Below are 25,510 nucleotides of genomic sequence, written 5' to 3'. Positions count from 1 at the left end.
GGGCTTAGGGGTGTCAGTGATGGGGGGTCGTCATTCCGCTTCCGGTCCGGCGACCCAGTCGCCGCTTGGTCAGTGGCCCCGGGCGAACGCCCTCAGCCGCCCCGGTGAGCCGTTGAAGAGATTCTGGTCACCCGGCAGGCTGCCGCTGTTGCCGTACTGCCAGAACGTCCAGGAGGACCATCCGGCCGGCAGCGTTCCCGCCTCCGCCGAGCCGTGCCGCGCGATCCACAGCGCGTGGTCGGCGGCGAACGCGCCGCTGCCGCCGGTGCAGAGGTCCCACCAGTTGGTCGTCGTGTAGATCACCGGCCGCCGGCCGGTCTCCCGCCGCAGCTCGTCGCTGAAGGACCTGATCCAGCCGACCATCCCGGACGGGCTCAGGCCGTAGCACCTGTGCTTCTTGTCGTACGGGTTGTACTCGACGTCGAGCGCGGGCGGCAGCGTCCAGCCGTCCGCCGTCCAGGTGCCGCCGTTGCTCACGAAGTACGCGGCCTGTGCGGCGCCCGACGACTGGTCCGGCCGGGCGAAGTGGTACGCGCCCCGGACGAGGCCCGCCTGGCGGGAGCCGTTGTACTGCCGGCCGAAGTACGGGTTGCGGTAGGTGGTGGACTCGGTCGCCTTGATGTAGACGAACACGGCGCCTTTCGCCTTGGCGTCCGGCCAGTCGACGTTCTTCTGGTGCGAGGAGACGTCGTGCCCCCTCGGTGTGCTCGCGGCGGAGGCCGGCGTCCCGGCGAGCGCGGGCGCGGTCCCCGCGAGGGCGAGTGCCGCCGCGGCCGCCGCGAGGACATGAATGCGGTGGCGGGTCGACGGAGTGCGGTCACGGGCCACGTTTCCCCCCGGAATGGCGGCGTGTACGAAAAATCGTCCAGAGAATATTGGAAGATCGGCGTATGATCGGTGATCTTCGGCCAAGCCTAGAAATGGAATCCTTTGTGGGGTTTTGCGCTCTACTGGATTCCGGACGTCCGGCCTAAAGTGCCCCGCCGTGCAGGGCCGTTGAGGCGCCGGCTGGCAGGATCGGGCCATGGCTGAACACCGGCGGGACGAGCGTGACCAACGGGGCGGGCGCGGCGGCGCACAGGGGGTGGCGGAGCCCCGAAGACGGGATGCGCGGGCGGCGGAGGTTGACGCGTGGCGGGAACTCGTCGCCACGGCCCGCCGCACGGTGTCCGACGGGCTGGTCGTCGGCACCTCCGGCAACGTCTCGGTCCGCGTCGGCGACACGGTGCTGGTCACGCCGTCGGGCGTGCCGTACGACCGACTCACCCCCGACGACGTCACGGGCGTCGACCTCGCCGGCCGCCAGGTCCTCGGCACCCTGGTCCCGACCAGCGAACTGCCGATGCATCTCGCGATCTACGGCAGCACCGGCGCCGGGGCCGTCGTCCACACCCACGCCGTCCACGCGACGGCCGTCTCCACGCTCGTCCCCGAGCTGCCGGCGATCCACTACATGTCCGCCGCCCTCGGTGGCGCCGTCCGGGTCGCCCCCTATGCGACGTACGGCACCGACGAGTTGGCCGAGAACATGCTCCGCGCCCTGACCGACCGCTCCGGCTGCCTCCTCCAGAACCACGGCACGATCACCTACGGCACCACCCTGACCCAGGCCTACGACCGCACCGCCCAGCTGGAGTGGATGTGCCACCTGTGGCTGACGGCATCCACGGTCCCGGGCCTGACCCCGACCCTGCTCTCGCCCGGCCAGGTGGCGGAGGCGGAGGAGAAGCTGAGGGGATACGGCCAGACAGAGGGGTGAACCCCGGCCTGACGGGAAGACGGGTCCAGTGGCTTCGTCGATTTCTCCTTCCTCCACTGGCCGACACCGGAGTCCGCCCGGACACTGGACAGGTGCGCCCAGTCAAAGTCACGGCCGCCGCCGTCGGTGCCGTACTCGCCGCCGGTGCGGCCGGCGTGGCCGCGGGGCGGTTGGCCAGTGACGCCGCGCTGAAGGCACCGCCCGGCCGGCCCCTGCCCACCGAACCCCGGCTCACCGTGCACGGCACCGCGGCCGGCCGCATCACCCTCACCCGCGACCTCGCCTCGCTGCGCCCCGGCACCTACGGCCTGGCCGGCGACGGCTCGCACGCGGTCGTCGGCGCCGTCCTGGAGTCCGCCGCGGACACCGCCGACACCGTCGTACGACGGCTGGAGCGGGTGACCCACGGCACGTTCGAGACCGGAGACAACGCCTGGCTCACCGCCAACGTCCACGTCGGCAACCCCGGCACGGCCCTGGGCCTGGAGTACGCCGACATCGACCTGCCGGGCGAACTCGGCCCGCTGCCCGCCTGGTTCGTGCCCGGCCACCGGGAGACCTGGGTGATCGCCGTGCACGGCCTCGGCACCACCCGCGAGCACCCCATGAACGTCATGCCGTTCCTGCACGCCCTGCGCCTGCCGGTGCTCGCCCTCGCCTACCGCGGCGACCTCGGCGCGCCACGCCCCCCGGACGGCCTGAACCACCTCGGTGAGAGCGAGTGGCGCGACCTGGACGCGGCGATCCGCTACGCCCTCCGCTACGGCGCCCGCCGCGTCGTCCTGTACGGCTGGTCCACCGGCGCCACCATGGCGCTGCGTGCCGCCGCCCACTCGGCGCTGCGCGAGCGGATCTCCGGGCTGGTCCTCGACTCCCCGGTGCTCAGCTGGGAAGCCACCCTGCGCGCCCTCGCCCAGGCCCGGCACACCCCCGAGCCCCTGCTGCCGCTCGCGGTGCGCGCCGCACAGGGCCGCGCCCGCCTGCACGCCGACCATGCCGGTGACCCCGTCGACCCGGAACACCTCACCGTGCCCACCCTGATCGTGCACGGGCCGGACGACACCGTGGCCCCCTGGGCGTACTCCCGGCGGCTCGCCGAGCGGCGGCCCGACCGGGTGGCCCTGCACACCGTCCCGGACGCCCCGCACGGCGCGATGTGGAACGCCGACCCGGAGGAGTACGAGGAGCGACTGCGCCGGTTCCTCACGCCCCTGATGTGACACCCCGGGGCGTGCGCCCCCCTGGGCGTGTGCTTGCGTGTGCACCCCGATGTGCGCTCCCCGATGTGCGCGACCCTCGGCGCGTGGGCTCGCCGCGCGCGCCCCTTCGGCTCCCATGACAACCCCCGATGTGATTCTTCCCGCACCCGCCGGTCCTTCCCCTCCGCCTCCCCGGCCGCTCCTCGTCACAAGCCGGAGACCCCGATTCCGGCCGGTTCCAAAGGTTCCGTTTAAGCCCGTACCACTGGCCTGAACACGTCTCCTCGCCTCCCCTCCCACCCCGTGCGTTGGCCAGCCCCGTCGCCCGCCGTGACATTCCGTTTGGGTTTTCGGACCGTCAACCGGAAGACTGCACCCGTGACGTCCCGTATCCCGCGCGACTCAAGGCTTCGACTCGTCCGAACGCGACCCCTGGCCGCCGCCCCCCGAGCGATGAACCAGCGGCCCGCGCGCCGCCCCGCACCCCGCCCGCCGGAGGGCACCCCGGCCCCCGCCGAGCTGGCCAGAATGGCACGCTCCGGCCTGGCCGGCGCGGCCCGCGTCGCCCACTGGGCCGACGCCGCACTCGGGCCCGGAAGCGACGGCGCGACCGCCGACGGCAAGGCCACCCTGTCCGACGCGTCCGCCGAACGCGCGTCCGAAGACCTGGGCCTGACCGTCGCTCAGGTCCGCGCCGACTGGGACACCGCCCGCCTCGCCGGTCTGGTGGAGGTGCACGGCGACAGCGCGCGTCCCGGCTGGCGCCTGCGCGCCTGGGACCGGGACGACAGCGCCGTGCTGCGCGGCTGGGTCGCCCTCTTCGACGCGTGGTCGCTCGCTCACCCGGAGCCCGCGGAGTTCGAGCCGGCCGCCGTCGCCGAGGTCGTCTCGGCCATGCCCCAGGTGCTCTCCTTCCTCCAGCTGTCCGCCGGTCCCGTCCCGGTCGAGCAGCTCCTGGATCTGCTGGGACAGCGGGTCACCGAACTGCGCACCGAACGCTGCGAGGTCCCCTACGAGACGGAGAACGGCACCGGGACCGCCAAGCCCCTCGCCGCCGTGCGCTCCGCCGACGCCGCCCCGGCCGCCCACGTCCCGGCCGAGGACCCAGCCCCCGCCGACGAGGCCGAACTCGCCCCCCTCCTCGACTGGTCCCTGCACGCCCTCGCCTCCGTCGGCGCGCTGACCTACGGAGACGGCCAGGCCACCCTCACCCCGCTGGGCAGCTGGGCGGTCTGGGTCAAGCTGGAGCAGATCTGCGTCGCCGCGCAGAGCCCCGCCGGGAACATCGAGGTCGCCGCCGAGGAGATGCTGCGCGGCTGCGCCCAGCTGCGCCCCAACGCGGCCCGCGCCGAGTACCGCGCCTGGCTCGCCGCCCGCCCCGTCGGCGGCGCCGTCACCGAACTCGTCGACGCCGCCCGGGGCGAGGACGCCCTGCTGCGCGGCCTCGCCTTCGAGGCGCTGCGGGTCGTCGGCGCCCCCGCCGAACCGGACGTCCGCGCGGTCGTCGACGAGCCGACCCTGCGGCCCTATGCCCTGCTGTGGCTGGCCGAGCACGACGGGGTCGACCCCGAGGACGCCCACGAGGTGCTCACCCGGGAAGAGGCGACCTGGCTCTGGGTGGACACGGCCGCAGCGGTCGCCGACCACGGTGAGGCACCGCTGCTCGTCCGCCACCTTGAGTCGGCACTGCAGCCCACCGTCCCCGCGCTGCTCGACGAGGTGCGCGCGGTCGGTCACCCGCGCACGGTGCAGGTCCTGGTCGCGCTCGCCGCCGCCCACCCCGACCCGGCACTGGCCAAAGCCGTCCGCCGGGCCGCCTTCCAGGTGCACACCGGCGGTTAGGGATGCCGGATCAGGCGGCTATCTCCGGGGCGTACGTGCCGAAGCTCCAGATGTTGCCCTCGACGTCCCGGGCCATGTAGTCCCGCGAACCGTAGTCCTGGTCCGTCGGGGGCATCAGGATCTCGGCGCCGTGGTCCGCGGCGCGCTGGTGGTGTGCGTCGACGTCGTCCACGACGATGTACACCCCCGTCGGGCCCGCGCCCTCCATCGCCGCGTCGAACCGGCCGCCGCGGCCCTTGGAGCCCAGCATGATCGCGCCGTTGCCCTGCACCAGCTCGGCGTGGAGCACCATGCCGTCCTCGCCCTCGTACACCGACAGCTCGGTGAAGCCGAAGGCCTCCGTCAGCTGCTTGATCGCCGCCTTCGCGTCCGTGTACAGCAGCGACGGATAGATGCTCGGCCGCCCGCCACTCGTGCCCGCCATCCCGATCACTCCCTTGTGCGTCGGTCCCCGAAAGCCGTCGTTCCGGCCTGGTCCCCAGTCTTGCACCCGGCACTGACAACGCCTCAGGCCCGGACCGACGTTGCAGGTCAGCGCCTCATCGGAAGCAGCCGGCCGGCTGCTTCTCGGTCGGACCGCGACCTCTCAACGAGCCCGTGAGGTGCGGTACATGCCACCGGGGGGACTGCCGTCTGCTCGCGCCGCCCGAACGGGCGACGTCCCGCCCCGCCCCCGCGTCACGTCCGCCCGCTCGTCACGGGCGTGGCTACGCTCTGCGCCTGACGCAGGCACAGAGGCGCCCGACCGGGCTCCGAAGGAGTGAGGGGTGGCCGTTCTGCAGCACGGGAGGACCGAGCCGTCCGACACGGAGGACCGCCCGGAGCAGCCTCCGACCGCCGTCCGGCACGGGACTCCGACCGCCGTCCGGCACCGGAATCCGACCGCCGTCCCGAGGCAGCCTCCGTCCGGCCTCCCGGGAGGACACCCCGCCCGCACCCCCCTCAAGGGCCTCCTCGCCCTCGCTCTCCTCCTCGCGGCCGTGCTCCTGCTCGTCACAGGCGCCCACCGGATCCGCCCCGCCCCGTACGGCGACCACCTCACGCCCGGCCCGCCCGCGCCCGGCGCACGCGCGCGTGGCGACCTCGTCGAGGCGTACGACGGGCGGACCCTGCGGTGGAGGTACGCCCGCGTGGGCCGCCGCCCGCTCAGCGTGCTGCCCACGCGCGGGCAGGCGATCACCGTCTGGGACGACGGGCTCGTCACCGACACCGACGGCCGCTCCGTGCGCTGGCACCGCGCCCTGCCCGCCGCGACCGGCTGGCTGCGCGCCCGGGGCGGCGCCGGTGTCCTGCGGCTCCTGGACGGCGGCATCCTCGCGATCGTGACCCCGGCCCGCATCGCGGCGTACCGCACCGGCGACGGTGACCTGCGCTGGGTGCTGCCCGCCCGCGCGGGCTGCGCGTTCCGCCCCGAACGTGCCGTACGTCACGGCTCCGCCCTGCTCGTCGCCCAGCCCTGCGTGCACGGTGCCTGGACCGCGCAGCTCGTCGCCGTGGACGACCTGGGCGGAATCGCTCCGCACCGCACACCGCTGGGCAACGACCCGCCCCGCGCGGGGCGTCCCGAACACCCGCGCACCGAAAAAGCGCTTGCGCCGCCCCGTTAGACTTGTCCCATGGCCATTCTCCTCGCGCATTAGACGGCGGGAACGTCCTCAGCCGTCCACCCGTCAAAAACCCGTACGCCCTGGAGTCTGTCCGTGATCTCCGCCTCCGGTATCGAGCTGCGCGCCGGTGCCCGCATCCTCATCGAGAACGCCACCTTCCGGGTCGCCAAGGGCGACCGCATCGGCCTGGTCGGCCGGAACGGCGCAGGCAAGACCACCCTCACCAAGGTCCTGGCCGGCGAGGGCATCCCGGCCGCGGGCACCGTCACCCGCTCCGGCGAGGTCGGCTACCTCCCCCAGGACCCCCGCACCGGAGACCTCGACGTCCTGGCCCGCGACCGGGTCCTCTCCGCGCGCGGCCTCGACGTACTGCTGCGCAAGATGCGCGAGAACGAACAGCGCATCGCCAACGGCCAGGGCGCCACCCGCGAGAAGGCGCTCAAGCAGTACGAGCGCCAGGAGACCGAGTTCCTCACCAAGGGCGGCTACTCCGCCGAGGCCGAGGCCGCCACCATCGCCGCCGCGCTCAACCTGCCCGACCGGGTGCTCGGCCAGCCTCTGCACACCCTCTCCGGCGGCCAGCGCCGCCGTATCGAGCTGGCCCGGATCCTGTTCTCCGACGCGGACACCCTGCTGCTCGACGAGCCGACCAACCACCTGGACGCGGACTCGATCGTCTGGCTGCGCGACTACCTGAAGACCTACCGCGGCGGCTTCATCGTGATCTCCCACGACGCCGACCTGGTCGAGACGGTCGTGAACAAGGTCTTCTACCTGGATGCCAACCGCTCCCAGATCGACGTCTACAACATGGGCTGGAAGCTCTACCAGCAGCAGCGCGAGGCCGACGAGAAGCGCCGCAAGCGGGAGCGCGCCAACGCCGAGAAGAAGGCGGCCGCGCTGCACTCGCAGGCCGACAAGATGCGCGCCAAGGCCACCAAGACGGTCGCCGCGCAGAACATGGCCCGCCGCGCCGACAAGCTGCTGGCCGGCCTGGACGCCGTCCGCGTCTCCGACAAGGTCGCCAAGCTCCGCTTCCCGGAGCCCGCGCCCTGCGGCAAGACCCCGCTGACCGCCGAGGGTCTGTCGAAGTCGTACGGCTCCCTGGAGATCTTCACCGACGTCGACCTGGCCATCGACAAGGGGTCGCGGGTCGTCATCCTCGGTCTCAACGGCGCCGGCAAGACGACCCTGCTGCGGCTGCTCGGCGGTGTCGAGCAGCCCGACACCGGTGAGGTGATCGCGGGCCACGGCCTCAAGCTCGGCTACTACGCCCAGGAGCACGAGACCCTGGACCCGGAGCGCACGGTCCTGGAGAACATGCGCTCGTCGGCCCCCGACCTGGACCTCGTGGAGGTCCGCAAGGTGCTGGGCTCGTTCCTGTTCTCCGGCGACGACGTCGACAAGCCGGCCGGCGTCCTCTCCGGCGGCGAGAAGACCCGCCTGGCCCTCGCCACGCTGGTCGTCTCCTCCGCGAACGTCCTGCTGCTGGACGAGCCGACCAACAACCTCGACCTCGCCAGCCGCGAGGAGATCCTCGGCGCCCTGCGCACCTACAAGGGCGCGGTCGTCCTCGTCACCCACGACGAGGGCGCCGTGGAGGCGCTCCAGCCCGAGCGGATCATCCTGCTGCCCGACGGCGTCGAGGACCTCTGGGGCGCCGACTACGCGGATCTCGTCGCCCTCGCCTGAGATCCGGTCTCGTCGCCGTCGTTTGATCGAATGCCTGATCCACTGGCTATGGATCATTCGGCCTATCGGTGATCCATCATCTGTGTGAGATCTCCTCGTATCGAGGTGTGTCCTACATCGATTTCGCGGCCGACCCCTTTGTCGACAAGGGGTTGGCCGCTTTCTGCGCCTGACCTGGCACTTCACGGAAGTACCCGTTCGGCCGCACGGACGGCCCGCGGCGGAATCACAGATTCCGCATGTGGGGATGCGCTCCTGTCGTCACAACGATGTCTCACGGACCTTGCCGAATGGGTGGCCATCGCGCCCCGGAGGGGTGATCATGAGGGGACCAGAGCGCACTTCCCATGAGGAGGCACGGGTGGCCGAGACTCTGAAGAAGGGCAGCCGGGTGACCGGCGCCGCGCGCGACAAGCTCGCGGCAGACCTGAAGAAGAAGTACGACTCCGGTGCGAGCATTCGGGCACTGGCCGAGGAAACCGGCCGCTCGTATGGCTTCGTCCACCGGATGCTCAGCGAGTCGGGTGTCACGCTGCGTGGGCGTGGCGGGGCGACGCGGGGCAAGAAAGCCGCGTCCTGACCCCGGGCGGCCCATCGGCTTCGATGGTGGCCACCCGGTCGGTCGAGTGATCGGCCGGGTGGTTACTGTGCAGTCACTTAGCATGCCGTACGGCAATGCGTGATGACCGCACACATCGGAGGCGCCCCATGGCTTCGCCCGACCAGGACCTCGTTCCTGTTCTCGACAAGGACGGCGTACGGCTCACCGTCGACGACGCGCTCGCCACGGTGACGCTGACCAACCCGGCCAAGCGCAACGCCCAGAGCCCCGCACTGTGGCGGGCGTTGGCAGAGGCCGGGCGGTCACTGCCGGGGTCGGTCCGGGTCGTCGTGCTGCGCGGTGAGGGCCAGTCCTTCTCCGCGGGCCTCGACCGGCAGATGTTCACGCCGGAGGGGATCCCGGGAGAACCGACCTTCATCGAGCTCGCACGCCGCGGCGACGCCGAGCTCGACGCGGCCATCGCCGAATACCAGGAGGCGTTCACCTGGTGGCGGCAGAGCGACATCGTGTCGATCGCCGCCGTGCAGGGACACGCCATCGGGGCCGGCTTCCAGCTGGCCCTCGCGTGTGACCTGCGCGTCGTCGCCGACGACGTGCAGTTCGCCATGCGCGAGACGAGCCTCGGGCTGGTGCCCGACCTGACCGGCACGCACCCGCTCGTCTCGCTGGTGGGCTACGCCCGCGCACTGGAGATCTGCGCGACCGGACGGTACGTCCAGGCCGCGGAAGCGGTGGCTTCCGGGCTGGCGAGCGTTGCCGTACCGGTGGGCGACCTCGACGCGGCGGTGCGCGACCTGGCCGGCGCGCTGCTGGCTGCGCCGCGGGACGCCGTGGTGGAGACGAAGGCGCTGCTGCGGGGTGCCGGCGGTCGTACGTATGACGAGCAGCGGGCTGCGGAGCGGCAGGCTCAGGCTCGGCGGCTGCGGGACCTCGCGGGGGTGGGCGAGTAGTTGACCGCGGGCCGGTGGGGGTTGCTCGCGCCCACGCGGCGACAGCCGCATGTCGGCACAGCCCCGCGCCCCTGAAGGGGCGTGTTTCAGGCGACGCTTGTCACCAGTACAGCCACGGTCGGCTGATCGCCCAGCTCCTCGCCGACCGCCGCGCGGACCCGCCGGGCCACCTCCACCGCCCGTGGGCCGTCGGTCAGCGCCACCTCCACCCGGACGTGCCTGCGGGGCAGGGCGGCGTCGAAGTGCACCTGGCGGCTCAGCGCCCCGGTCACCCGCGCCACCCCCGGCACTCCCAGCGCCGCCGCCACCACCCGGGCCTCCTCGGGATCCGCCGCCGCCCGGACGGACGGCGGCCGAGGCGCGGGTACGGCCTCCGGCTCCGCCGTCTCCTCCACCAGCAGGTCGGTCACCCGCAGGTCCACCTCGGTCACCGCCAGCCCGAGCCGTCCCGTGGCCGCCGCCAGAGTCCGGCGCAGCCGGGACGCCGTCGCCGGGAGGGGCTCGGCGGCCGTCGCCGCGAAGTCCGCCGACAGCCGCAGCGGACCCGGCGGCACCGCACCGGGCGGTGCCGGTACGACGGCCTCCGCCACGTCCGCCGGATCCGCCAGAGCGATCCGCACCGCACCCAGCCGCACCCCCGCCACCTCGCCCGCCGCCCGCCGCAGGACCGCGTCCGCGGCCGCCTGCGTGAGCCAGGCCCCGTCGTGCGGGCCGCCCAGCGGAAGCAGCCTGCCCAGGCCCAGAGGGTGCCGTACCGTGCCTGTCCGTCGGTCCGCCGTCATTGCTCCAGCCTGCCGCATCTTCGGGGCACGACAGGACATCCGCACGTACCTTGGTCGCAGGACGAGGACGGGAAGGGACGCACGGCGATGACCGAGATGGCGGCTGAGCCCGAGAAGGACCCGACGGTACAGACCCGCAAGACCGTCAGACGGGGCGGCGGCGACCCGGCGACCCGGGGGCGGACGACGATCGCCGACGGAGTCGTGGAGAAGATCGCCGGACTGGCGGCCCGGGACGTGGTGGGCGTGCACGCGATGGGCAGCGGCCTCGCCCGCACCTTCGGTGTCGTCCGCGACCGGGTGCCCGGCGGCTCCAAGTCCGTGTCCCGGGGCGTGAAGGCCGAGGTCGGCGAGGTGCAGACCGCGCTGGACCTGGAGATCGTCGTGGACTACGGCGTGTCGATCGCCGACGTGGCCCGCGCGGTCCGGGAGAACGTGATCGCCGCCGTGGAGCGCATGACCGGGCTCGAAGTGGTCGAGGTCAACATCGCGGTGAGTGATGTGACACTCCCGGAGGAACAGGACGAGGAACCGGAGTCCCGGCTCCAGTGACCGCTGAGGGGAGCGCACCATGAGCATGGCCGTCGTCGGCATGATCGCCGGCATGGCGCTGGGCTTCGCCGGGTACTTCGGCGGGTTCGGTGCCTTTCTGCTGGTGGCGGCACTCGGGGCCGTCGGGTTCGTCGTCGGCCGGTTCGCGGAGGGGGACCTGGAACTCGGCGACTTCTTCCGTACCCGCGACGACCGGCGTGGCCGCCGGCGATGACCTCCGCGAGTGGTGAGACGCGTGGCGCCCTGACCGTCGTGGCGCCCGGCGAGCGCGGTGACCTCCGGATCGCCGACCGGGTGGTGGCGAAGATCGCCGGACAGGCGGCCCGCGAGGCGCTCGGCCCGCTCCCGAAGGACGCCGTACCCCCGCACGCCACCGTGGTCACCCACCATGACACGGCCCGCGTCCGGGTCCACCTGGAACTGGACTATCCGTCGGACATCGGCGCCCGCTGCGCGGCCGTGCGTCGGCATGTGGTCGAGCGGGTAGGCGCGTTGGTGGACATGGACGTCCGGGAGGTCGCCGTTCACGTCGAACGGCTGCACCCGGCCCAGACCCAGGGGAGGGCCTGATGAGCGCCGAACAGACACCGGTCATCGAGAAGCCGCCGCCACCGGCCGCCGCACCCCCGGCCGGTCACGCGCCCCGCTTCTGGTCCCCGCGCCGCGCCCCCGCGGCCCTGGTCGCGGTCCTCGTCCTGGTGATCGCGGGCGCCTTCCTCTACGACATCGCGGCCGTACGAGCCCACCACCCCGCCATGCGCTGGCGCCGCGAACTGGCCCGCCGACTCGCGGCGCAGCCCCTGGACGGCACCTGGGTCCTGGTGGGCGCGGGCATCACCACCGCCCTGGGCCTGTGGCTGCTGGTCCTGGCCGTCACGCCCGGCATGCGGGACCTCCTGCCGATGCGCCGCACCCACCCCGACGTCCGCGCCGGGCTGCGCCGGGACGCGGCCGCCATGGTGCTGCGCGACCGGGCCATGGAGATCTCGGGCGTGCGCCGGGTGCGGGTACGACTGCACCGCTCCCGCGCCCATGTCCTCGCCGTCTCCCACTTCCGCGAACTCGACGACGTACGCGGTGACCTGGAGGCTTCCCTGGCCGACGCGATCCGCGCCATGGGGCTGGCCCGCCCGCCCACGCTGACCCTGCACGTGATCCGCCCCGGCCGGAAGGGGTGACGTTGTGCTCGGCACCGTCAACCGCGTACTGATCGCCCTCGCGGGCCTCCTGCTCCTCACCCTCGGCGGCTCGGTCCTGGCCGTCGGCCTCGGCGCCCCGCCCCCGTCCTGGTGGATCCACGACGGCCGCCACGACGTCCTGCTCACCCAGGCCGAGCGCACCCACTGGCGTGCCGCGGGCTGGTGGTGGCCGACGGTCCTGGCCGCCCTGGCCGTCCTGTTCCTTCTCGCCCTCTGGTGGCTGACCGCGCAACTGCGCCGACGCCGCCTGACCGAGGTCCTGGTGGACACCGGAGACGGCGAGGACGCGTTGCTGCGCGGCAGGGCCCTGGAGACGGTCCTGGCGACGGACGCCGCCCACCAGGAGGGCGTCTCCCACGCCGAGGCGGTCCTGAGGGGCACGCGTACGGCTCCGCAGGTACGGGTGTGGCTGCAACTGGAGCCGGACGTGGCCCCGGAGACGGCTCTGAGGGACCTGACGAACCAGGCACTGACCCACGCCCGGAACTCGGCGGCGCTGGAGAAGCTGCCCGCAGAAGTCCGACTGACGTCAGTGAAGCACCGTGCGGAGAGGGTCACTTGACAACGCCGTCAAGCTCCCACGCACCCGCACCCGAAGCACCGACCGTCAGAACCCGTGCCTCATCCCCCCGTCCACAGGCACCATGATCCCGGTCAGATAAGAAGCCGCCGGAGACATCAAGAACGCCCCCACCCGCCCGAACTCCTCCGGAGCCCCGTACCGCCGCAACGGAATCCGCGACTCGTGCTCGGCCCGCGTCGCCTCGGGGTCGGCGGACATGCCGTCCAGCTCCCGCACCCGGTCCGTGTCGATCCGGGACGGCAGCAACCCCACCACCCGGATCCCGCGCGGCCCCAGCTCGTCCGCCAGCGACTTGGCGAACCCGGCCAGCCCCGGCCGCAGCCCGTTGGAGATGGTCAGCCCGGGAATCGGCTCGTACACCGACGCGGACAGCACGAACCCGATGACCCCGCCGTCCTCCAGCTCGGCCGCGGCCGCGCGGGCCAGTCGCACGGCCCCCAGGAACACCGACTCGAACGCGGTCTGCCACTGCTCGTCCGTGTTGTCGGCGACGAACCCGGCCGGAGGCCCGCCCACGCTCACGAGGATGCCGTCGAACCCGCCGAACCGCTCACGCGCGATCGCGATCAGCCGCTCCGGCGCCGACGGATCCGCGTTGTCGACAGCCGCGCCCACCGCGTTCGGCCCCAGCTCGGCCGCCACGTCGGCGGCCCGCTTCTCGTCCCGCCCGGTCACCACGACCTTCGCCCCGTCCGCGACCAGCTCGCGCGCGGCCGCGTGACCCAGCCCGCGGGTCGCTCCGGTGACGACGTACACCCGGTCCTTCAGCCCAAGATCCATGGTCCCTATCCTGCCTGCTCGCCGTCGAAGAGCGTGAGGGCGGTGTTCACCAGACCGATGTGACTGAACGCCTGCGGGAAGTTGCCCAGTTGACGCCCGGTCTCCGGGTCGTACTCCTCGGACAGCAGCCCCACGTCGTTGACGAGGCCCACCAGCCGTTCGAACAGTTCCTTCGCCTCGTCGGTGCGGCCCGTCATGTGCAGCGCGTCGGCGAGCCAGAACGAGCAGGCCAGGAAGGCGCCCTCGCCGCCGGGCATCCCGTCGACGCCGATCGCGTCGGTGTCGTAGCGGCGCAGGAACCCGCCGTGGCCCAGGTCGTCGCGGATCGCGTCGACCGTGCCGACCACCCGGGGATCGTCCGGCGGCAGGAAGCCGACGCGCGGGATCAGCAGCAGCGCGGCGTCGAGCTCACGGGAGCCGTAGTACTGCGTGAAGGTGTTGCGCTTCGGGTCGTACCCCTTCTCGCACACCTCCCGGTGCACCTCGTCACGGAACGCGCGCCAGCCCTCCAGCTCGCCCTCCAGGTCCGCGTGCTCCTCCAGGGTCCGTACCGCGCGGTCCGCCGCCACCCACACCAGCACCTTGGAGTGCACGAAGTGGCGGCGGCCGCCGCGCACCTCCCACAGGCCCTCGTCCGGCTGCCGCCAGGCCTTCTCCAGGAACTTCATCAGCGCGCACTGGATGGACCACATGTGCGGCTTGGTGGGCAGACCGGCGGTGCGGGCCAGCGACAGCGAGTCCATCACCTCGCCGTACACGTCCAGCTGGAGCTGGTCGACGGCACCGTTGCCGACGCGCACCGGGCGGGAGCCGGCGAAGCCGGGCAGCCAGTCCAGTTCGAACTCGGGCAGCCGGCGCTCACCCGCGAGGCCGTACATGATCTGCAGGTCCGCCGGGTCGCCGGCGACCGCGCGGACCAGCCAGTCGCGCCAGCGCTCGGCCTCCTTGCGGTAGCCGGCGGCGAGCAGGGCGCCGAGGGTGAGGGTGGAGTCACGCAGCCAGCAGAAGCGGTAGTCCCAGTTGCGCACCCCTCCCAGCTCCTCGGGCAGCGAGCTGGTGGCCGCGGCGACGATGCCGCCGGTCGGCGCGTAGCTGAGCGCCTTGAGGGTGATCAGAGAGCGGACGACCGAGTCCCGGTGGGGGCCGTCGTAGGTGCAGCGGGCGGTCCAGCGCCGCCAGTCGGTGACACTGGCGCGCAGCGCCTCGTACGCGTCCGTGAGCGGCGGCCGCTGCTCGTGCGAGGGATGCCAGGTGAGCACGAACGCGACCCGCTCGCCCTCGGCGACGCTGAACTCCGAGTGCGTGCCGAAGTCCTCGCCCCAGGTGCGTACGGACGGATCGCTGCGCAGCCACACCGCGTCGGGCCCGGCGACGGCGACCCGGTGGCCGCCGGAGCGGCGCATCCAGGGCACGACCGAGCCGTAGTCGAAGCGGAGCCGCAGCGTGCTGTGCATCGTGACGCGGCCGCTGACGCCCTCGACGATGCGTACGACGTCGGGCGCCCGGTCGCGCTGCGGCATCAGGTCGGTGACGCGGACCGTGCCCTCGTCGGTCTCCCACTCGGTGTCCAGGACCAGGGTGTCATGGCGGTAGGCGCGCCGGGTGCAGGTGGTGGCGCCTCGGGGGGCGATCCGCCAGTGGCCGTGGTCCTCGTCGCCCAGGAGCCTCGCGAAGCAGGCTGCCGAGTCGAAGCGGGGCAGGCACAGCCAGTCGATGGAGCCGTCCCGGCCGACCAGGGCCGCGGTCTGCTCGTCGCCGATGAGCGCGTAGTCCTCGATACGTCGGTCCACGGGTGCCGGTTTCCCTGCCGGCCGGGGGGCCAATCAGGGGGGAGGGCCGGGGGAGTGACGTGGCCGTTCTCAGACGGCGGCCGGTTCCGCTTCGGCGGCCGTCTCCTGCTCCGCCGCTGCCTCGGCACGCGCGCGTGCCTCACGACGGACCAGCACGAAGAAACCGTAGGGGACGCCCGCGGCGAACAGCCACCACTGGATCATGTACGCGTAGTTCAGCGGGGCGTCTTCCTTGCCCGGGTCGGAGATCTGCTCCGGGGTGTCGCCCTTGGGCTGGGGCGCTGTCTGCTCGATGTAGCCGCCGAGCACCTGCTTGCCGAGCCGGCGCGCCTGCTCCTCGCTGTTGATCAGCATGATCTGCCGGTCGGGCAGGCCCTTGAGGTCCTTGATGCCGCTCGCCGCGGTGGTCTCGTCGGGCATCAGCCGGCCCTGGATGGTGACCTTGCCGGCCGGCGGGGCCGGGATCTTGGGGAAGGCGGTCTGGCTCGGGCCGTCCGACGGGATCCAGCCCCGGTTGACGAGCAGCACCTTGCCGTCGGTCAGGACGAGGGGGGTGAGCACGTGGTAGCCGACCTCGTCGTCGGAGTTGGTACGGCGGCGGACGACGACCTCGTCGGCGGTGTCGAAGGTGCCGGTCGCGGTGACCGTGTGGTACCGCTCCTTGCGCGTCACGGCGTGCCCCGGCTCGGTCACCTGCTCGACCGGCACCGGCTTGGCGCCGAGCGCCTCGGCGACCAGCTGGTTGCGGGCGCTGCGCTCCTCGTACCGGTGCTTCTGCCAGAACCCCAGCCGGATCATGGTGGGGATGAGAAGCAGCGAGATGAGGGTGAGGATCACCCACTGCCGGGTCAACAGGAAGCGGTACACCCCACGACCGTACAACTCGGTCGTGGGGCGCGAACGGGCGGGTACCGGGTCGGCCGGGTCACACGCGGTCGACGATGCCCGCCTTCCCGGCCTCGCGGGCGCAGTGGGCGCCGCAGAACCACTGGTTGTCGGCCTCCACGCCCTGGCCGATGATCGAGACCTTGCAGTGCTCGCAGAGCGGGGCCATGCGGTGGATCGCACAGGAGAAGCAGTCGAAGACATGGACCGCGCCCTGCGCGTGCACCTCGAAGGTCATTCCGTAGTCATTGCCGCATACTTCGCATTTCGCCATGCGCCACAGGGTGGGCGGTCGGCCGCGCGGGGGCGAGCGGGCGCCGGGCGAGTCGTACGGCAATCACCCGTCCGTACGGACCGTGCGGACGGGTGTACGGCTCCCCGGCGCGGTCATTTCTCCGTGGCCGGCGCCACGTCCCGCAGCAGCTGCCCGAACGCCGCCTCGTCGACCACCGGTGTCCCGAACTGACGGGCCTTGAGGACCTTCGACGTGCCCGAGTCGGGGTCGTTGGTGACGAGCAGACTGGTGAGCCGCGAGACGCTCGCGGAGACGTGCAGACCGGCCTCGACGGCCCGGTCCTCCAGCAGCTCCCGCTCGACCGAGGTGTCCCCGGAGAACGCCACCCGCATGCCCTGCTTCAGCGGGCTGCCGTCCTCGTACCGCCCGGGGTTCGGATAGGGGCACGCCGGCCGTTTGCGGGACGGCCGCCAGCTGCTGGGCCGGTAGCCGCCGTATCCGCCGTTCCCGGCGCTCGCCTGGGGCCCGATCCGGGGCGTGTCCGACCACTCCGCCAGCGGCCGGCACTCAAGGAGCGGCAGCCGTACGTTGCCCGCCGCCGCGGCCCGCAGACTGGGCCGGAACGCCTCCGCGAGCACGCGCGCGTCGTCCAGTGCGTGGTGCGCCCGCCGCTGCACGACACCGAAGTGCGCGGCCAGCGTCTCCAGTTTGTGGTTGGGCAGCGGCAGGGCCAGCTCCTTGGCGAGCGCGATCGTGCACAGCCGCTGCCGTACCGGGGCCTCGCGCCGCGCCCGCGCGTACTCGCGGGCGATCATCTGCCAGTCGAAGACCGCGTTGTGCGCGACCAGCACCCGGCCGTCCAGCCGGGCCGAGAACTCCTCGGCGATGTCGGTGAAGAGCGGCGCGCCTTCGAGGGTCTCGCTCGTCAGACCGTGGATCCACACCGGACCCGGATCGCGCTCGGGGTTGACCAGCGTGTACCAGTGGTCCTCGACCTCGCCGCGCTCGTCCAGCCGGTAGACGGCCGCGCTGATTATCCGGTCGTCCCGGGCCAGTCCGGTGGTCTCCACGTCGACGACGGCATAGCCCTTGGGATACGCGGCCGGCCACGGGGTGCCGGGGGACACTGCGGTCGTACGGTCTTCGAGCATGGTCATTGAGGATACGGGCCCGCACCGACAGCCCCGTCCGTCAGGTCGCCTGCCGCGGCCGCTCGTTCGAATGTCCTGACGGCTCGTCCGTCCTGACGGCCCGTCGCCCGGCGGTGGACTTTGTCCTGATCGCCCTTCGCGTGGCTATGGACCTTTTCGCCGCCCGGTGCAAGCGTGCACCCCGCCCGGCGCGCAGAGGGTCGACGGAAGGGCGGTACGGCGGATGGCACGCGTACGGTACGGCGCTCGGACCGAGGCGGAGATCGCGGCCGCCCGCACCACGAAGCTCCCGGACGTCTGGTCCACCGGGGTGGTGGCCGTCTGGGAGACCGACCCGGACGCGGTCGCGGCCGTCCTGCCGCCGCCGCTCAAACCGGCCGGCCGGCCCCTGGCCCGCGTCAACATCAGCAAGGTCGAGCTGCCCGGATACCCGCTCGGCGCAGGCTCGTTCGCGGTCGCCGCCGCCCACGGCACGGTTGAGGGCTGGTACCCGCTGGTCATGCCGATGACCCACGAGCGCGCCCTCACCGGCGGCCGCGAGGTCTTCGGTGAGCCCAAGAAGCTCGGCGAGGTGAGCGTCGAGCGCGACGGCGACCTCGTCCGCGCGTCCCTCGCCCGGCACGGCGTCGCCTTCGTTGAGGTGCGTGGCACCGTCGACGGTCCGCTGCCGCTGCCCGAGCCCGCCCGGAAGACCGACTTCTACTTCAAGTTCCTCCCGGCGGTGGACGGTTCGGGCTTCGACGGGGACCCGCTGCTGGTGCACTGCGTACGCGAGGAGAGGGTCCGCCGGCTGGAACGTGTCACCGGGGAGGTGATCCTCCGCGAGTCGGCGTACGACCCGGTCGCCGACCTGCCGGTGCTGCGCCTGCTGGACCTCAGCCTCGGCGAGAAGTCCAGCGACCAGCGCGGCCGGGTCGCCGAGCGGGTCGACGCCCAGGCCCTGCTGCCGTACGTCCACCAGCGCTACGACGACCCGCGCCAGATCCATGACGCGCCGCCCGAAGGGAGCGAGGCCTGATGGAGCTCCGTGCCGGACAGGTCGCCGTCGTCACCGGCGCGGCGAGCGGGATCGGGCTCGCGATGGCCCGGCGGTTCGCCGCCGAGGGGCTGAAAGTGGTCCTGGCCGACGTGGAGCCGGCCGCCCTGGAGAAGGCCGCCGACGCGCTCTGCGCGGAGGGCGCCGACGTGCACGCGCGCGTGGTCGACGTCGGCGTCCGCGAACAGGTCCTGGAGCTGGCCGAGGCGGCCTACGACACCTACGGAGCGGTGCACGTCCTGTGCAACAACGCCGGGGTCGGCTCGGGCGCCGAGGGCCGGATGTGGGAGCACGAACCGAACGACTGGAAGTGGGCGTTCGAGGTCAACGTGTGGGGCGTCTTCCACGGCGTCCAGGCCTTTCTGCCCAGGATGATCAAGTCGGGTCACCCCGGCCATGTGGTCAATACGTCATCCGGCGACGGCGGTATCGCCCCACTGCCCACCGCTTCCGTGTACGCGGTCACGAAAGCGGCCGTCGTCACGCTCACCGAGTCCCTGTACGCCCATCTCAGAGCGGAGCACGCGCGCGTGGGCGCCTCGGTGCTCTTCCCGGGGCCGCACATGCTGCGCACGGGTCTGTGGGAGTCCCACCGCAACCGCCCGGGCCGCTACGCCAAGGAACGGCCGCGCAGGACGCCGTACCGCAGTCTCGACCAGTGGGAGGCCGCGATGCGCGAGGCGGGCAAGGAGGTCGCCTTCACGCCCGTCGAGGAGGTCGCCGAGTTCGTCGTGGCGGGCATCCGCGCGGACCGCTTCTGGCTGCTGCCGGAGAGCGAGCACAGCGACGCCCAGATCAGGGCGCGGGCGCGCTCGATGCTGGACCGGACGAACCCCTCGTACCTCGAAAGCTTCATCCTGGACTGAACAGGGGGCAGTGGTGACCGCGTACGACGACCCATATCTGATCATCTCCTCCGACTGCCACGCCGGGCTGCCCACCGAGGAGTACCGGCCCTATCTGGACGCCCGGTTCCACCGGGACTTCGACGAGTTCCTCGCCGGGCGCGACCGCCGCCGGGAGGAGATGACCCGGCTCGGGATCCGCAACGAGGCGTTCGCGGCCAAGTGGTTCCGGGACAACGAGGAGGGACTGCGCGGCGGCTGGGACGCCGCGCAGCGGCTGAAGGAGCTGGACGGCGACGGGGTGGCCGCCGAGGTGGTCTTCCCGGACGCCGACGCGGTCGACAGCCGGACCGCGGCGCCGTTCGGGGTCGGCCTCGGCCTGTCCGGGGACCACGACCCGGAGCTGGGCATGGCAGGGGCCCGGGCCCACAACCGCTGGCTGGCGGACTTCGTGTCGGAGCACCCGGAACGGCACTGCGGGGTCGCCCTGCTGCCGGTCACGGCCCCGGCCGACCGCGTGGTAGCAGAGGTCCACCGTGCGAAGGAGTCCGGCCTCGGCGCGCTGATGATCCCCGCCATGTGGGTCGACAAGGAGCCGTACCACGACCGCCGTTACGACCCCGTCTGGGCGGCGGCCGCCGAGTGCGGGATGCCGGTCCTCACCCACTCCGGGGCGGCCCCGCGTGAGGAGTACGGCGACCATCTCGGCATCTACGTCAGCGAGGTGACGTGGTGGCCGGCCCGCCCGCTGTGGTTCCTGCTCTGGTCCGGCGTCTTCGAACGCCACCCGGGTCTGCGCTTCGGCGTCGCCGAGTCGGGCTGCTGGTGGCTGCCGAACCTGCTGTGGTTCATGGACCGGCTCTACCTCGGCGCGCACGGTGGCAAGAAACTCTCCCCCTTCGGGGAACTGAAACGCCCGCCGCACGAGTACCTGGACCGGCAGGTCTTCGTCTGCGCCACCAACACCAAGCGCCGTGAACTCGCCCAGCGCTACGAGATCGGCGTCGACAACATCCTGTGGGGCAGCGACTTCCCGCACCCCGAGGGCACCTGGCCCGACACGCGCGCGTGGCTGCGCCGCACCTTCCACGACATCCCGGTGGCCGAGACCCGCCGGATGCTCGGCCTCGCGGCGGCCGAGGCCTTCGGCTTCGACGTGGACCGTCTGACCCAGCTCGCCCTGCGTATCGGCCCCACCCCTGCCGACCTCGGCCAGCCGGCCGACCAGACGGCGGTGGAGGCATCCTGGGCCCGCTCGCGCGAGGTGGGCCGCCACTGGCTGACCGACAACGACTTCCCGGCTCTGGGGGTGACGTCGTGAGCGACGACCGCTACACGGTGATCTCGGCCGACTGCCACGCGGGGGCGGACCTCCTCGACTACCGCCCCTACCTGGAGAAGCGTCACCACGACGACTTCGACGTGTGGGCGGCGACGTACGTCAACCCCTACGAGGACCTGCTCGCCGACTCGGCGGACCGGAACTGGAACTCCGGGCGGCGGCTCGCGGAGCTGGAGCAGGACGGGATCGTCGCGGAGGTGATCTTCCCGAACACCATCCCGCCGTTCTTCCCGTCCGGCTCGCTCATGGCCCCCGCGCCGACGGCGGCGGAGTTCGAGCGGCGCTGGGCGGGCCTGCGCGCCCACAACCGCTGGCTGGCCGACTTCTGCGCCGCCGCACCCGGCCGCCGCGCGGGCGTCTTCCAGATCCTCCTCAACGACGTCGAGGAGGCCGTGAAGGAGATCCGCTGGGCGGCCGGGGCCGGCCTGAAGGGCGGTCTGATGCTCCCCGGCACTCCGCCCGGCTCGGGCCTGCCCGAACTGCACGCGCGCGTGTACGACCCGATCTGGGCCGTCTGCGCGGAACTCGGTGTCCCGGTCAACCACCACGCGGGCTCGGCCTCCCCGCCGCTCGGCGACGAACCGGCCGCCCGCGCGGTCTTCATGGTCGAGACGACCTGGTTCTCGCACCGGGCGCTGTGGCACCTGGTCTTCGGCGGCGCCTTCCGCCGCCACCCGGACCTGAGACTGGTCCTGACCGAACAGGGCTCCGGCTGGATCCCCGGCGTCCTGGCCATGCTGGACTACTACCACGGCCGCATGCTGGCGGCGGCGACCAGGGCGACGACGGCGGAGTCGAAGTTCGGGGTAGGCCTGGCGGACTCGATGGGCGAACCGCCGTCCTCGATCTGGCGGGACAACTGCTTCGTCGGCGCCAGCTTCATGCGCCCGCACGAGGTGCCGCTGCGCGACCGCATCGGCCTCGACAAGATCATGTGGGGCAGCGACTACCCGCACGACGAGGGGACGTACCCGTACACCAGGGAGGGCCTGCGCTTCGCCTTCGCCGGCGTCCCGCGCGACGAGCTCGCGGCCATGCTCGGCGGCAACGCGGCCCGCGTCTACGGCTTCGACCTGGACCTCCTGGACCCGATCGCGGCGAAGGTCGGACCGACGGTGGCGGAGATCGCCGAGCCGCTGCCGGAGCCTCCGGCGGACGCGACGAGCCCGCTGTTCGCGCGGGGGGCCTCGGTACGGGTCTGGTGACGTCGGTGCGGTGCCCATGGGCCTCGGGGTGCGATCCTCCCTGCTGTGACGGAACCTACGCACGACAACGAGGCCCACGGGGGAGCGCTCGGCTCCCGGCTCAACTGGCTGCGGGCGGCCGTACTGGGCGCGAACGACGGCATCGTGTCGACGGCGGGCATCGTCGTCGGCGTCGCGGGCGCCACGCCCGACCGCAACGCCCTGCTGACGGCGGGCCTGGCGGGCCTGCTCGCGGGATCCATGTCGATGGCGGCGGGGGAGTACGTCTCGGTGTCCACCCAGCGCGACTCGGAACTCGCCGCGCTGGCGCAGGAGAAGCGGGAGCTGAGGGAGCAGCCCGAGGCGGAACTGGAGGAACTGACCGAACTGCTGGAGCGCCGCGGCCTGACCCGGGAGGTGGCCCGCGAGGCGGCGGTCCAGCTGACGGAACGGGACGCGTTGCGTGCCCACGCGCGCGTGGAACTCGGTATCGACCCGGACGAGCTGACCAACCCCTGGAACGCGGCGGTCGCCAGCTTCCTGGCGTTCACGGTGGGGGCGCTGCTGCCCCTGCTGGCGATCGTCCTGCCGCCGGCGGACTGGAGGCTGCCGGTGACGGTGGGGTCGGTCCTGGCGGCCCTGGTCCTGACGGGGTGGAGCAGCGCCCGGCTGGGTGCGGCGGCCGCGGGACCGGCGGTGCTGCGGAACATGGCGGGCGGGGCGCTGGCCATGGGAGTCACCTATGCGGCCGGGAGTCTGCTGGGGGCGGTGGGGGTCTAGCGGCCGCCCGCCCGTTGGCGGAGATCGCCAACAAGCAAGCGCATACCGCCCCTCATACTTGTGGGTAACAACGTCTAGCCGCGGCCGACCAGCGGTTCTACGGTGCCCCCATGCCGAACCTGCCCGATGTCGTGCTGTGGTCGATACCCGCCTTCGTGCTGCTCACCGTGATCGAGGTGATCAGCTACCGCATCCATCCCGACGACGACGCCGCCGGGTACCAGGCCAAGGACGCGGCCACGAGCATCGGCATGGGGCTCGGGTCGCTCGTCTTCGACTTCGTGTGGAAGATCCCCATCGTCGCGATCTACACGGCGGTCTACGAACTGACCCCGCTGCGAGTTCCCGTCCTGTGGTGGACGGTCCCGCTGATGCTGTTCGCGCAGGACTTCTTCTACTACTGGTCCCACCGCGGTCACCATGTCATCCGCATCCTGTGGGCCTGCCACGTCGTCCACCACTCCAGCAAGAAGTTCAACCTCTCCACCGCACTGCGCCAGCCCTGGACCTCGCTGACCGTCTGGCCGTTCTACGTCCCGCTGGTGGCCGTGGGGGTGCACCCCGCCGCGCTCGCCTTCTGCTCCTCCGCCAACCTCGTCTACCAGTTCTGGATCCACACCGAACGCATCGACAGGATGCCCCGGTGGTTCGAGTTCGTGTTCAACACGCCGTCCCACCACCGCGTGCACCACGCCTCCCAGGGGGGCTACCTGGACCGCAACTTCGGCGGGATCCTGATCATCTGGGACCGGCTGTTCGGGTCCTGGGTGCCCGAGGTCGAGCGCCCTGCGTACGGGTTGACCAAGAACATCGACACGTTCAACCCCGTCAAGGTGGCCACCCATGAGTACGTCGCCATCGCCAAGGACATCAAGGCCGCGCGCAGTTGGCGGGAGCGGGCCGGGCGGGTGTTCCGGGGGCCGGGCTGGGCGCCGGCGTCCGCCGTGGAGCAGGCCGAGGAATCCGTGGCAGCGTGAGAGCGTCCCGGGCGCTGCTCGCCGCCTTCGCCCTTGCCGTCGTCCTCGACCTCGCCTGCCTGGCCGTCGGCTTCCGCACCGGACACGCCGCCGCCAAGGTGCTCCTGATGCCCCTGCTCGCGGCGTCCGCCGCCCGCGCGGGCGCCCCGCGGCTCCTCGTCGCCGCCCTGCTGTGCGGCTGGGGCGGCGACCTCCTGCTCCTCTCCGGCGCCGGTCCCGCCTTCATGGCGGGCATGGCCTCCTTCGCCGCCGGGCACGTCTGCTATCTCCGCCTCTTCCGCCGCCAGGGCCCGCCACGCGCGCGTGCGCGCCTCCTCGCCCTCGTCTACGGGGTCGCCCTCGTCACCCTGGTCACCCTGCTCTGGCCGGACCTGCCGACCGGCCTGCGGGTCCCCGTGGCCGGCTACAGCACCCTGCTCACCGCCATGGCGTACACCGCCGGCACCCGGCTCGGACCGGTCGCCGGGTTCGGCGGCGCGCTCTTCACGCTCTCCGACTCCCTGATCGCGACCGGCGTCGCCGGCTGGCCGCAACTGCCGCGACCCGACTTCTGGATCATGCTCACCTACGCGGCGGCACAGTTCCTGCTGGTCCGGGGCACCCTCGACACGCGCCCCGCACCGGCCACGGCGTACCGTGAAGTGCGCTCGACCACCCCCTGAGCGCCCCCACGCCACCGTACGAGAAGGACCCTCGCCATGCGCGCCACCACCATCCACGCCCCCTTCGACATGCGCGTGGAGGACGTGCCCGAGCCCGTGGTGCAGCTGCCCACCGACGCTGTCGTACGCGTGCTGCGCGCCTGCATCTGCGGCAGCGACCTGTGGGCGTACCGGGGCGAGGCGGCCCGGCAGCCGGGACAGCGCATCGGGCACGAGTTCCTCGGCGTGGTCGAGGAGACCGGCTCCGAGGTGGGCACGGTGAGGCGCGGAGACCTCGTGGTCGCCCCCTTCATGTGGTCCGACGGCGTCTGCGACTACTGCCGCGAGGGCCTGACCACGTCCTGCGAACACGGCGGCTTCTGGGGGGCGGTGGGGTACGACGGCGGCCAGGGCGAGGCCGTGCGCGTCCCGTTCGCCGACGGCACCCTGGTCCGGCTGCCCAAGGACGCGGCCTCCGACGACCACCTGCTGTCGGCCCTGCTCACCCTCTCCGACGTCCTCGGCACCGGCCACCACGCGGCGCTCGGCGCGGGCGCCCGCCCCGGTGCCACGGTCGCCGTCGTCGGGGACGGCGCGGTCGGCCTGTGTGCCGTGCTGGCCGCCAAGCGGCTGGGCGCCGAGCGGATCATCGCACTGGGCCGGCACGAGGTCCGCACCGACATCGCGCGCCGCTTCGGCGCCACCGACGTCGTCGCCGAACGCGGGGACGCGGCCGTGGACGCCGTCCGCGCGCTCACCCGGGGCCAGGGCGCGCACGCCGTCGTCGAGGCCGTGGGCACCGAGCAGTCCATGCGGACGGCGGTCGACATCACCCGCGACGGTGGCGCGATCGGCTTCGTCGGCGTCCCGCACGGCAGCGGCACCGGCCTGGACCTCGGCGTCATGTTCGACCGGAACATCGCCCTGCGCGGTGGTGTCGCCCCGGTCCGCGCCTACATCCCCGACCTGCTGCCCGACGTCCTCGACGGCACGATCGACCCGTCGCCGGTCTTCGACCTGACCGTCGGCATCGAGGGCGTGCCCGACGGCTACAAGGCGATGGACGAGCGGACCGCCCTGAAGGTGCTCGTCACCAACGGCTGAGTCAATGCCTGATCAACGCGTGAATCAACGCTC

28 protein-coding genes are annotated in these 25,510 nt (G+C 72.5%); 20 read left to right on the top strand and 8 right to left on the bottom strand.

All coding sequences use genetic code 11. From position 1 onward, the window contains the following. Positions 1 to 69: 69 nt before the first annotated feature. Positions 70 to 828 (bottom strand): lysozyme, encoded by a 759-nt coding sequence (locus OHB00_RS12770; RefSeq protein ID WP_406434325.1) that lies wholly within the window; start codon positions 826 to 828, stop codon positions 70 to 72. 196 nt (positions 829 to 1,024) lie between these two features. Between OHB00_RS12770 and OHB00_RS12765 the strand changes: the two genes are divergently transcribed. From OHB00_RS12765 to OHB00_RS12755, 3 genes are all read left to right on the top strand, one after another. Further along, entirely contained in the window at positions 1,025 to 1,759 is a 735-nt protein-coding gene (locus OHB00_RS12765; RefSeq protein ID WP_406434323.1) for a class II aldolase/adducin family protein, read from the top strand. Positions 1,760 to 1,851: 92 nt separating this feature from the next. Further along, complete coding sequence (locus tag OHB00_RS12760) at positions 1,852 to 2,979, top strand: alpha/beta hydrolase (protein ID WP_406434321.1); 1,128 nt, start codon at positions 1,852 to 1,854, stop codon at positions 2,977 to 2,979. A gap of 432 nt (positions 2,980 to 3,411) precedes the next feature. Then, positions 3,412 to 4,800, top strand: a complete 1,389-nt coding sequence (locus tag OHB00_RS12755; RefSeq protein ID WP_406434319.1) for a hypothetical protein — start codon at positions 3,412 to 3,414, stop codon at positions 4,798 to 4,800. Positions 4,801 to 4,810: 10 nt separating this feature from the next. On the opposite strand, the gene OHB00_RS12750 is transcribed toward OHB00_RS12755, so the two are convergent. Beyond that, positions 4,811 to 5,224, bottom strand: a complete 414-nt coding sequence (locus OHB00_RS12750; RefSeq protein ID WP_406434317.1) for a VOC family protein — start codon at positions 5,222 to 5,224, stop codon at positions 4,811 to 4,813. Positions 5,225 to 5,567: 343 nt separating this feature from the next. Between OHB00_RS12750 and OHB00_RS12745 the strand changes: the two genes are divergently transcribed. From OHB00_RS12745 to OHB00_RS12730, 4 genes are all read left to right on the top strand, one after another. After that, positions 5,568 to 6,407: a hypothetical protein gene (locus OHB00_RS12745; RefSeq protein WP_406434315.1), complete on the top strand. Its 840-nt coding sequence runs from the start codon at positions 5,568 to 5,570 to the stop codon at positions 6,405 to 6,407. Positions 6,408 to 6,500: 93 nt separating this feature from the next. Further along, positions 6,501 to 8,099: an ABC-F family ATP-binding cassette domain-containing protein gene (locus OHB00_RS12740; RefSeq protein WP_406434313.1), complete on the top strand. Its 1,599-nt coding sequence runs from the start codon at positions 6,501 to 6,503 to the stop codon at positions 8,097 to 8,099. A gap of 361 nt (positions 8,100 to 8,460) precedes the next feature. Then, on the top strand, positions 8,461 to 8,679 hold the full coding sequence (locus tag OHB00_RS12735) for a helix-turn-helix domain-containing protein (protein ID WP_046727957.1): 219 nt from the start codon (positions 8,461 to 8,463) through the stop codon (positions 8,677 to 8,679). Positions 8,680 to 8,807: 128 nt separating this feature from the next. Further along, positions 8,808 to 9,611 carry an enoyl-CoA hydratase/isomerase family protein gene (locus tag OHB00_RS12730; RefSeq protein WP_406434311.1) on the top strand — a complete coding sequence of 268 codons (804 nt, stop codon included), beginning with the start codon at positions 8,808 to 8,810 and terminating at the stop codon, positions 9,609 to 9,611. 86 nt (positions 9,612 to 9,697) lie between these two features. Here OHB00_RS12730 and OHB00_RS12725 read toward each other — a convergent pair whose 3' ends face one another. Next, positions 9,698 to 10,393, bottom strand: a complete 696-nt coding sequence (locus tag OHB00_RS12725; protein ID WP_406434309.1) for a nucleopolyhedrovirus P10 family protein — start codon at positions 10,391 to 10,393, stop codon at positions 9,698 to 9,700. 87 nt (positions 10,394 to 10,480) lie between these two features. Here OHB00_RS12725 and OHB00_RS12720 point away from each other — a divergent pair, with 87 nt between their 5' ends. Genes OHB00_RS12720 through amaP form a run of 5 tightly spaced genes read left to right on the top strand, consistent with a single transcriptional unit; the run spans position 10,481 to position 12,706 of the window. After that, positions 10,481 to 10,945: an Asp23/Gls24 family envelope stress response protein gene (locus OHB00_RS12720; RefSeq protein ID WP_406434307.1), complete on the top strand. Its 465-nt coding sequence runs from the start codon at positions 10,481 to 10,483 to the stop codon at positions 10,943 to 10,945. 19 nt (positions 10,946 to 10,964) lie between these two features. Further along, on the top strand, positions 10,965 to 11,159 hold the full coding sequence (locus tag OHB00_RS12715; RefSeq protein ID WP_406434305.1) for a hypothetical protein: 195 nt from the start codon (positions 10,965 to 10,967) through the stop codon (positions 11,157 to 11,159). Next, a complete protein-coding gene (locus OHB00_RS12710) occupies positions 11,156 to 11,515 on the top strand; it encodes an Asp23/Gls24 family envelope stress response protein (protein ID WP_406434303.1) in 360 nt (119 codons plus the stop codon). The genes OHB00_RS12715 and OHB00_RS12710 overlap by 4 nt, the downstream gene beginning before the upstream one ends. Then, positions 11,515 to 12,123 carry a DUF6286 domain-containing protein gene (locus tag OHB00_RS12705; RefSeq protein WP_406434301.1) on the top strand — a complete coding sequence of 203 codons (609 nt, stop codon included), beginning with the start codon at positions 11,515 to 11,517 and terminating at the stop codon, positions 12,121 to 12,123. Before OHB00_RS12710 ends, OHB00_RS12705 begins: the two co-directional genes overlap by 1 nt. A 4-nt stretch (positions 12,124 to 12,127) precedes the next feature. Then, on the top strand, positions 12,128 to 12,706 hold the full coding sequence (gene amaP, locus OHB00_RS12700) for an alkaline shock response membrane anchor protein AmaP (RefSeq protein WP_406434299.1): 579 nt from the start codon (positions 12,128 to 12,130) through the stop codon (positions 12,704 to 12,706). 45 nt (positions 12,707 to 12,751) lie between these two features. Here amaP and OHB00_RS12695 read toward each other — a convergent pair whose 3' ends face one another. The 5 genes from OHB00_RS12695 to OHB00_RS12675 form a co-directional block, all read right to left on the bottom strand. After that, entirely contained in the window at positions 12,752 to 13,507 is a 756-nt protein-coding gene (locus tag OHB00_RS12695; protein ID WP_406434297.1) for an SDR family oxidoreductase, read from the bottom strand. Between the two features lie 5 nt (positions 13,508 to 13,512). Beyond that, a complete protein-coding gene (locus OHB00_RS12690; RefSeq protein ID WP_406434295.1) occupies positions 13,513 to 15,297 on the bottom strand; it encodes a glycoside hydrolase family 15 protein in 1,785 nt (594 codons plus the stop codon). 69 nt (positions 15,298 to 15,366) lie between these two features. Continuing rightward, positions 15,367 to 16,164 (bottom strand): SURF1 family protein, encoded by a 798-nt coding sequence (locus tag OHB00_RS12685; RefSeq protein ID WP_406434293.1) that lies wholly within the window; start codon positions 16,162 to 16,164, stop codon positions 15,367 to 15,369. Between the two features lie 58 nt (positions 16,165 to 16,222). After that, complete coding sequence (locus OHB00_RS12680) at positions 16,223 to 16,456, bottom strand: hypothetical protein (RefSeq protein ID WP_089101588.1); 234 nt, start codon at positions 16,454 to 16,456, stop codon at positions 16,223 to 16,225. Between the two features lie 113 nt (positions 16,457 to 16,569). Continuing rightward, on the bottom strand, positions 16,570 to 17,568 hold the full coding sequence (locus OHB00_RS12675) for a DEDDh family exonuclease (RefSeq protein ID WP_406434290.1): 999 nt from the start codon (positions 17,566 to 17,568) through the stop codon (positions 16,570 to 16,572). 223 nt (positions 17,569 to 17,791) lie between these two features. Between OHB00_RS12675 and OHB00_RS12670 the strand changes: the two genes are divergently transcribed. The 8 genes from OHB00_RS12670 (at position 17,792) to OHB00_RS12635 (ending at position 25,477) form a co-directional block, all read left to right on the top strand. Continuing rightward, positions 17,792 to 18,586: an acetoacetate decarboxylase family protein gene (locus OHB00_RS12670; protein ID WP_406434288.1), complete on the top strand. Its 795-nt coding sequence runs from the start codon at positions 17,792 to 17,794 to the stop codon at positions 18,584 to 18,586. Then, positions 18,586 to 19,470 carry an SDR family NAD(P)-dependent oxidoreductase gene (locus OHB00_RS12665; RefSeq protein WP_406434286.1) on the top strand — a complete coding sequence of 295 codons (885 nt, stop codon included), beginning with the start codon at positions 18,586 to 18,588 and terminating at the stop codon, positions 19,468 to 19,470. Before OHB00_RS12670 ends, OHB00_RS12665 begins: the two co-directional genes overlap by 1 nt. Before the next feature lie 13 nt (positions 19,471 to 19,483). Next, positions 19,484 to 20,770 (top strand): amidohydrolase family protein, encoded by a 1,287-nt coding sequence (locus tag OHB00_RS12660; protein WP_406434284.1) that lies wholly within the window; start codon positions 19,484 to 19,486, stop codon positions 20,768 to 20,770. Then, positions 20,767 to 21,996, top strand: a complete 1,230-nt coding sequence (locus OHB00_RS12655) for an amidohydrolase family protein (RefSeq protein WP_406434282.1) — start codon at positions 20,767 to 20,769, stop codon at positions 21,994 to 21,996. Before OHB00_RS12660 ends, OHB00_RS12655 begins: the two co-directional genes overlap by 4 nt. Positions 21,997 to 22,041: 45 nt before the next feature. After that, positions 22,042 to 22,755 carry a VIT family protein gene (locus OHB00_RS12650; RefSeq protein WP_406434280.1) on the top strand — a complete coding sequence of 238 codons (714 nt, stop codon included), beginning with the start codon at positions 22,042 to 22,044 and terminating at the stop codon, positions 22,753 to 22,755. 110 nt (positions 22,756 to 22,865) lie between these two features. Beyond that, positions 22,866 to 23,732 (top strand): sterol desaturase family protein, encoded by an 867-nt coding sequence (locus OHB00_RS12645; RefSeq protein WP_406434278.1) that lies wholly within the window; start codon positions 22,866 to 22,868, stop codon positions 23,730 to 23,732. Beyond that, a complete protein-coding gene (locus OHB00_RS12640; protein ID WP_406434276.1) occupies positions 23,729 to 24,394 on the top strand; it encodes a lysoplasmalogenase in 666 nt (221 codons plus the stop codon). Before OHB00_RS12645 ends, OHB00_RS12640 begins: the two co-directional genes overlap by 4 nt. Before the next feature lie 36 nt (positions 24,395 to 24,430). Continuing rightward, on the top strand, positions 24,431 to 25,477 hold the full coding sequence (locus tag OHB00_RS12635) for a zinc-dependent alcohol dehydrogenase family protein (protein WP_406434274.1): 1,047 nt from the start codon (positions 24,431 to 24,433) through the stop codon (positions 25,475 to 25,477). Positions 25,478 to 25,510: the final 33 nt, after the last annotated feature.

This window comes from Streptomyces sp. NBC_00631, from assembly GCF_045206895.1.
Lineage (GTDB): Bacteria > Actinomycetota > Actinomycetes > Streptomycetales > Streptomycetaceae > Streptomyces.
This window is presented reverse-complemented; position numbering and strand designations above follow the sequence as displayed.

Bases quoted from the DNA above. Each gene is read 5' to 3' on its own strand.
- OHB00_RS12670 (WP_406434288.1), top strand. From the start codon at position 17,792: ATGGCACGCGTACGGTACGGCGCTCGGACCGAGGCGGAGATCGCGGCC.
- OHB00_RS12635 (WP_406434274.1), top strand. From the start codon at position 24,431: ATGCGCGCCACCACCATCCACGCCCCCTTCGACATGCGCGTGGAGGAC.
- OHB00_RS12665 (WP_406434286.1), top strand. From the start codon at position 18,586: ATGGAGCTCCGTGCCGGACAGGTCGCCGTCGTCACCGGCGCGGCGAGC.
- OHB00_RS12645 (WP_406434278.1), top strand. From the start codon at position 22,866: ATGCCGAACCTGCCCGATGTCGTGCTGTGGTCGATACCCGCCTTCGTG.
- OHB00_RS12675 (WP_406434290.1), bottom strand. From the start codon at position 17,568: ATGCTCGAAGACCGTACGACCGCAGTGTCCCCCGGCACCCCGTGGCCG.
- OHB00_RS12680 (WP_089101588.1), bottom strand. From the start codon at position 16,456: ATGGCGAAATGCGAAGTATGCGGCAATGACTACGGAATGACCTTCGAG.
- OHB00_RS12715 (WP_406434305.1), top strand. From the start codon at position 10,965: ATGAGCATGGCCGTCGTCGGCATGATCGCCGGCATGGCGCTGGGCTTC.
- OHB00_RS12755 (WP_406434319.1), top strand. From the start codon at position 3,412: ATGAACCAGCGGCCCGCGCGCCGCCCCGCACCCCGCCCGCCGGAGGGC.
- OHB00_RS12710 (WP_406434303.1), top strand. From the start codon at position 11,156: ATGACCTCCGCGAGTGGTGAGACGCGTGGCGCCCTGACCGTCGTGGCG.
- OHB00_RS12750 (WP_406434317.1), bottom strand. From the start codon at position 5,224: ATGGCGGGCACGAGTGGCGGGCGGCCGAGCATCTATCCGTCGCTGCTG.
- OHB00_RS12725 (WP_406434309.1), bottom strand. From the start codon at position 10,393: ATGACGGCGGACCGACGGACAGGCACGGTACGGCACCCTCTGGGCCTG.
- OHB00_RS12765 (WP_406434323.1), top strand. From the start codon at position 1,025: ATGGCTGAACACCGGCGGGACGAGCGTGACCAACGGGGCGGGCGCGGC.
- OHB00_RS12695 (WP_406434297.1), bottom strand. From the start codon at position 13,507: ATGGATCTTGGGCTGAAGGACCGGGTGTACGTCGTCACCGGAGCGACC.
- OHB00_RS12720 (WP_406434307.1), top strand. From the start codon at position 10,481: ATGACCGAGATGGCGGCTGAGCCCGAGAAGGACCCGACGGTACAGACC.
- OHB00_RS12705 (WP_406434301.1), top strand. From the start codon at position 11,515: ATGAGCGCCGAACAGACACCGGTCATCGAGAAGCCGCCGCCACCGGCC.
- OHB00_RS12730 (WP_406434311.1), top strand. From the start codon at position 8,808: ATGGCTTCGCCCGACCAGGACCTCGTTCCTGTTCTCGACAAGGACGGC.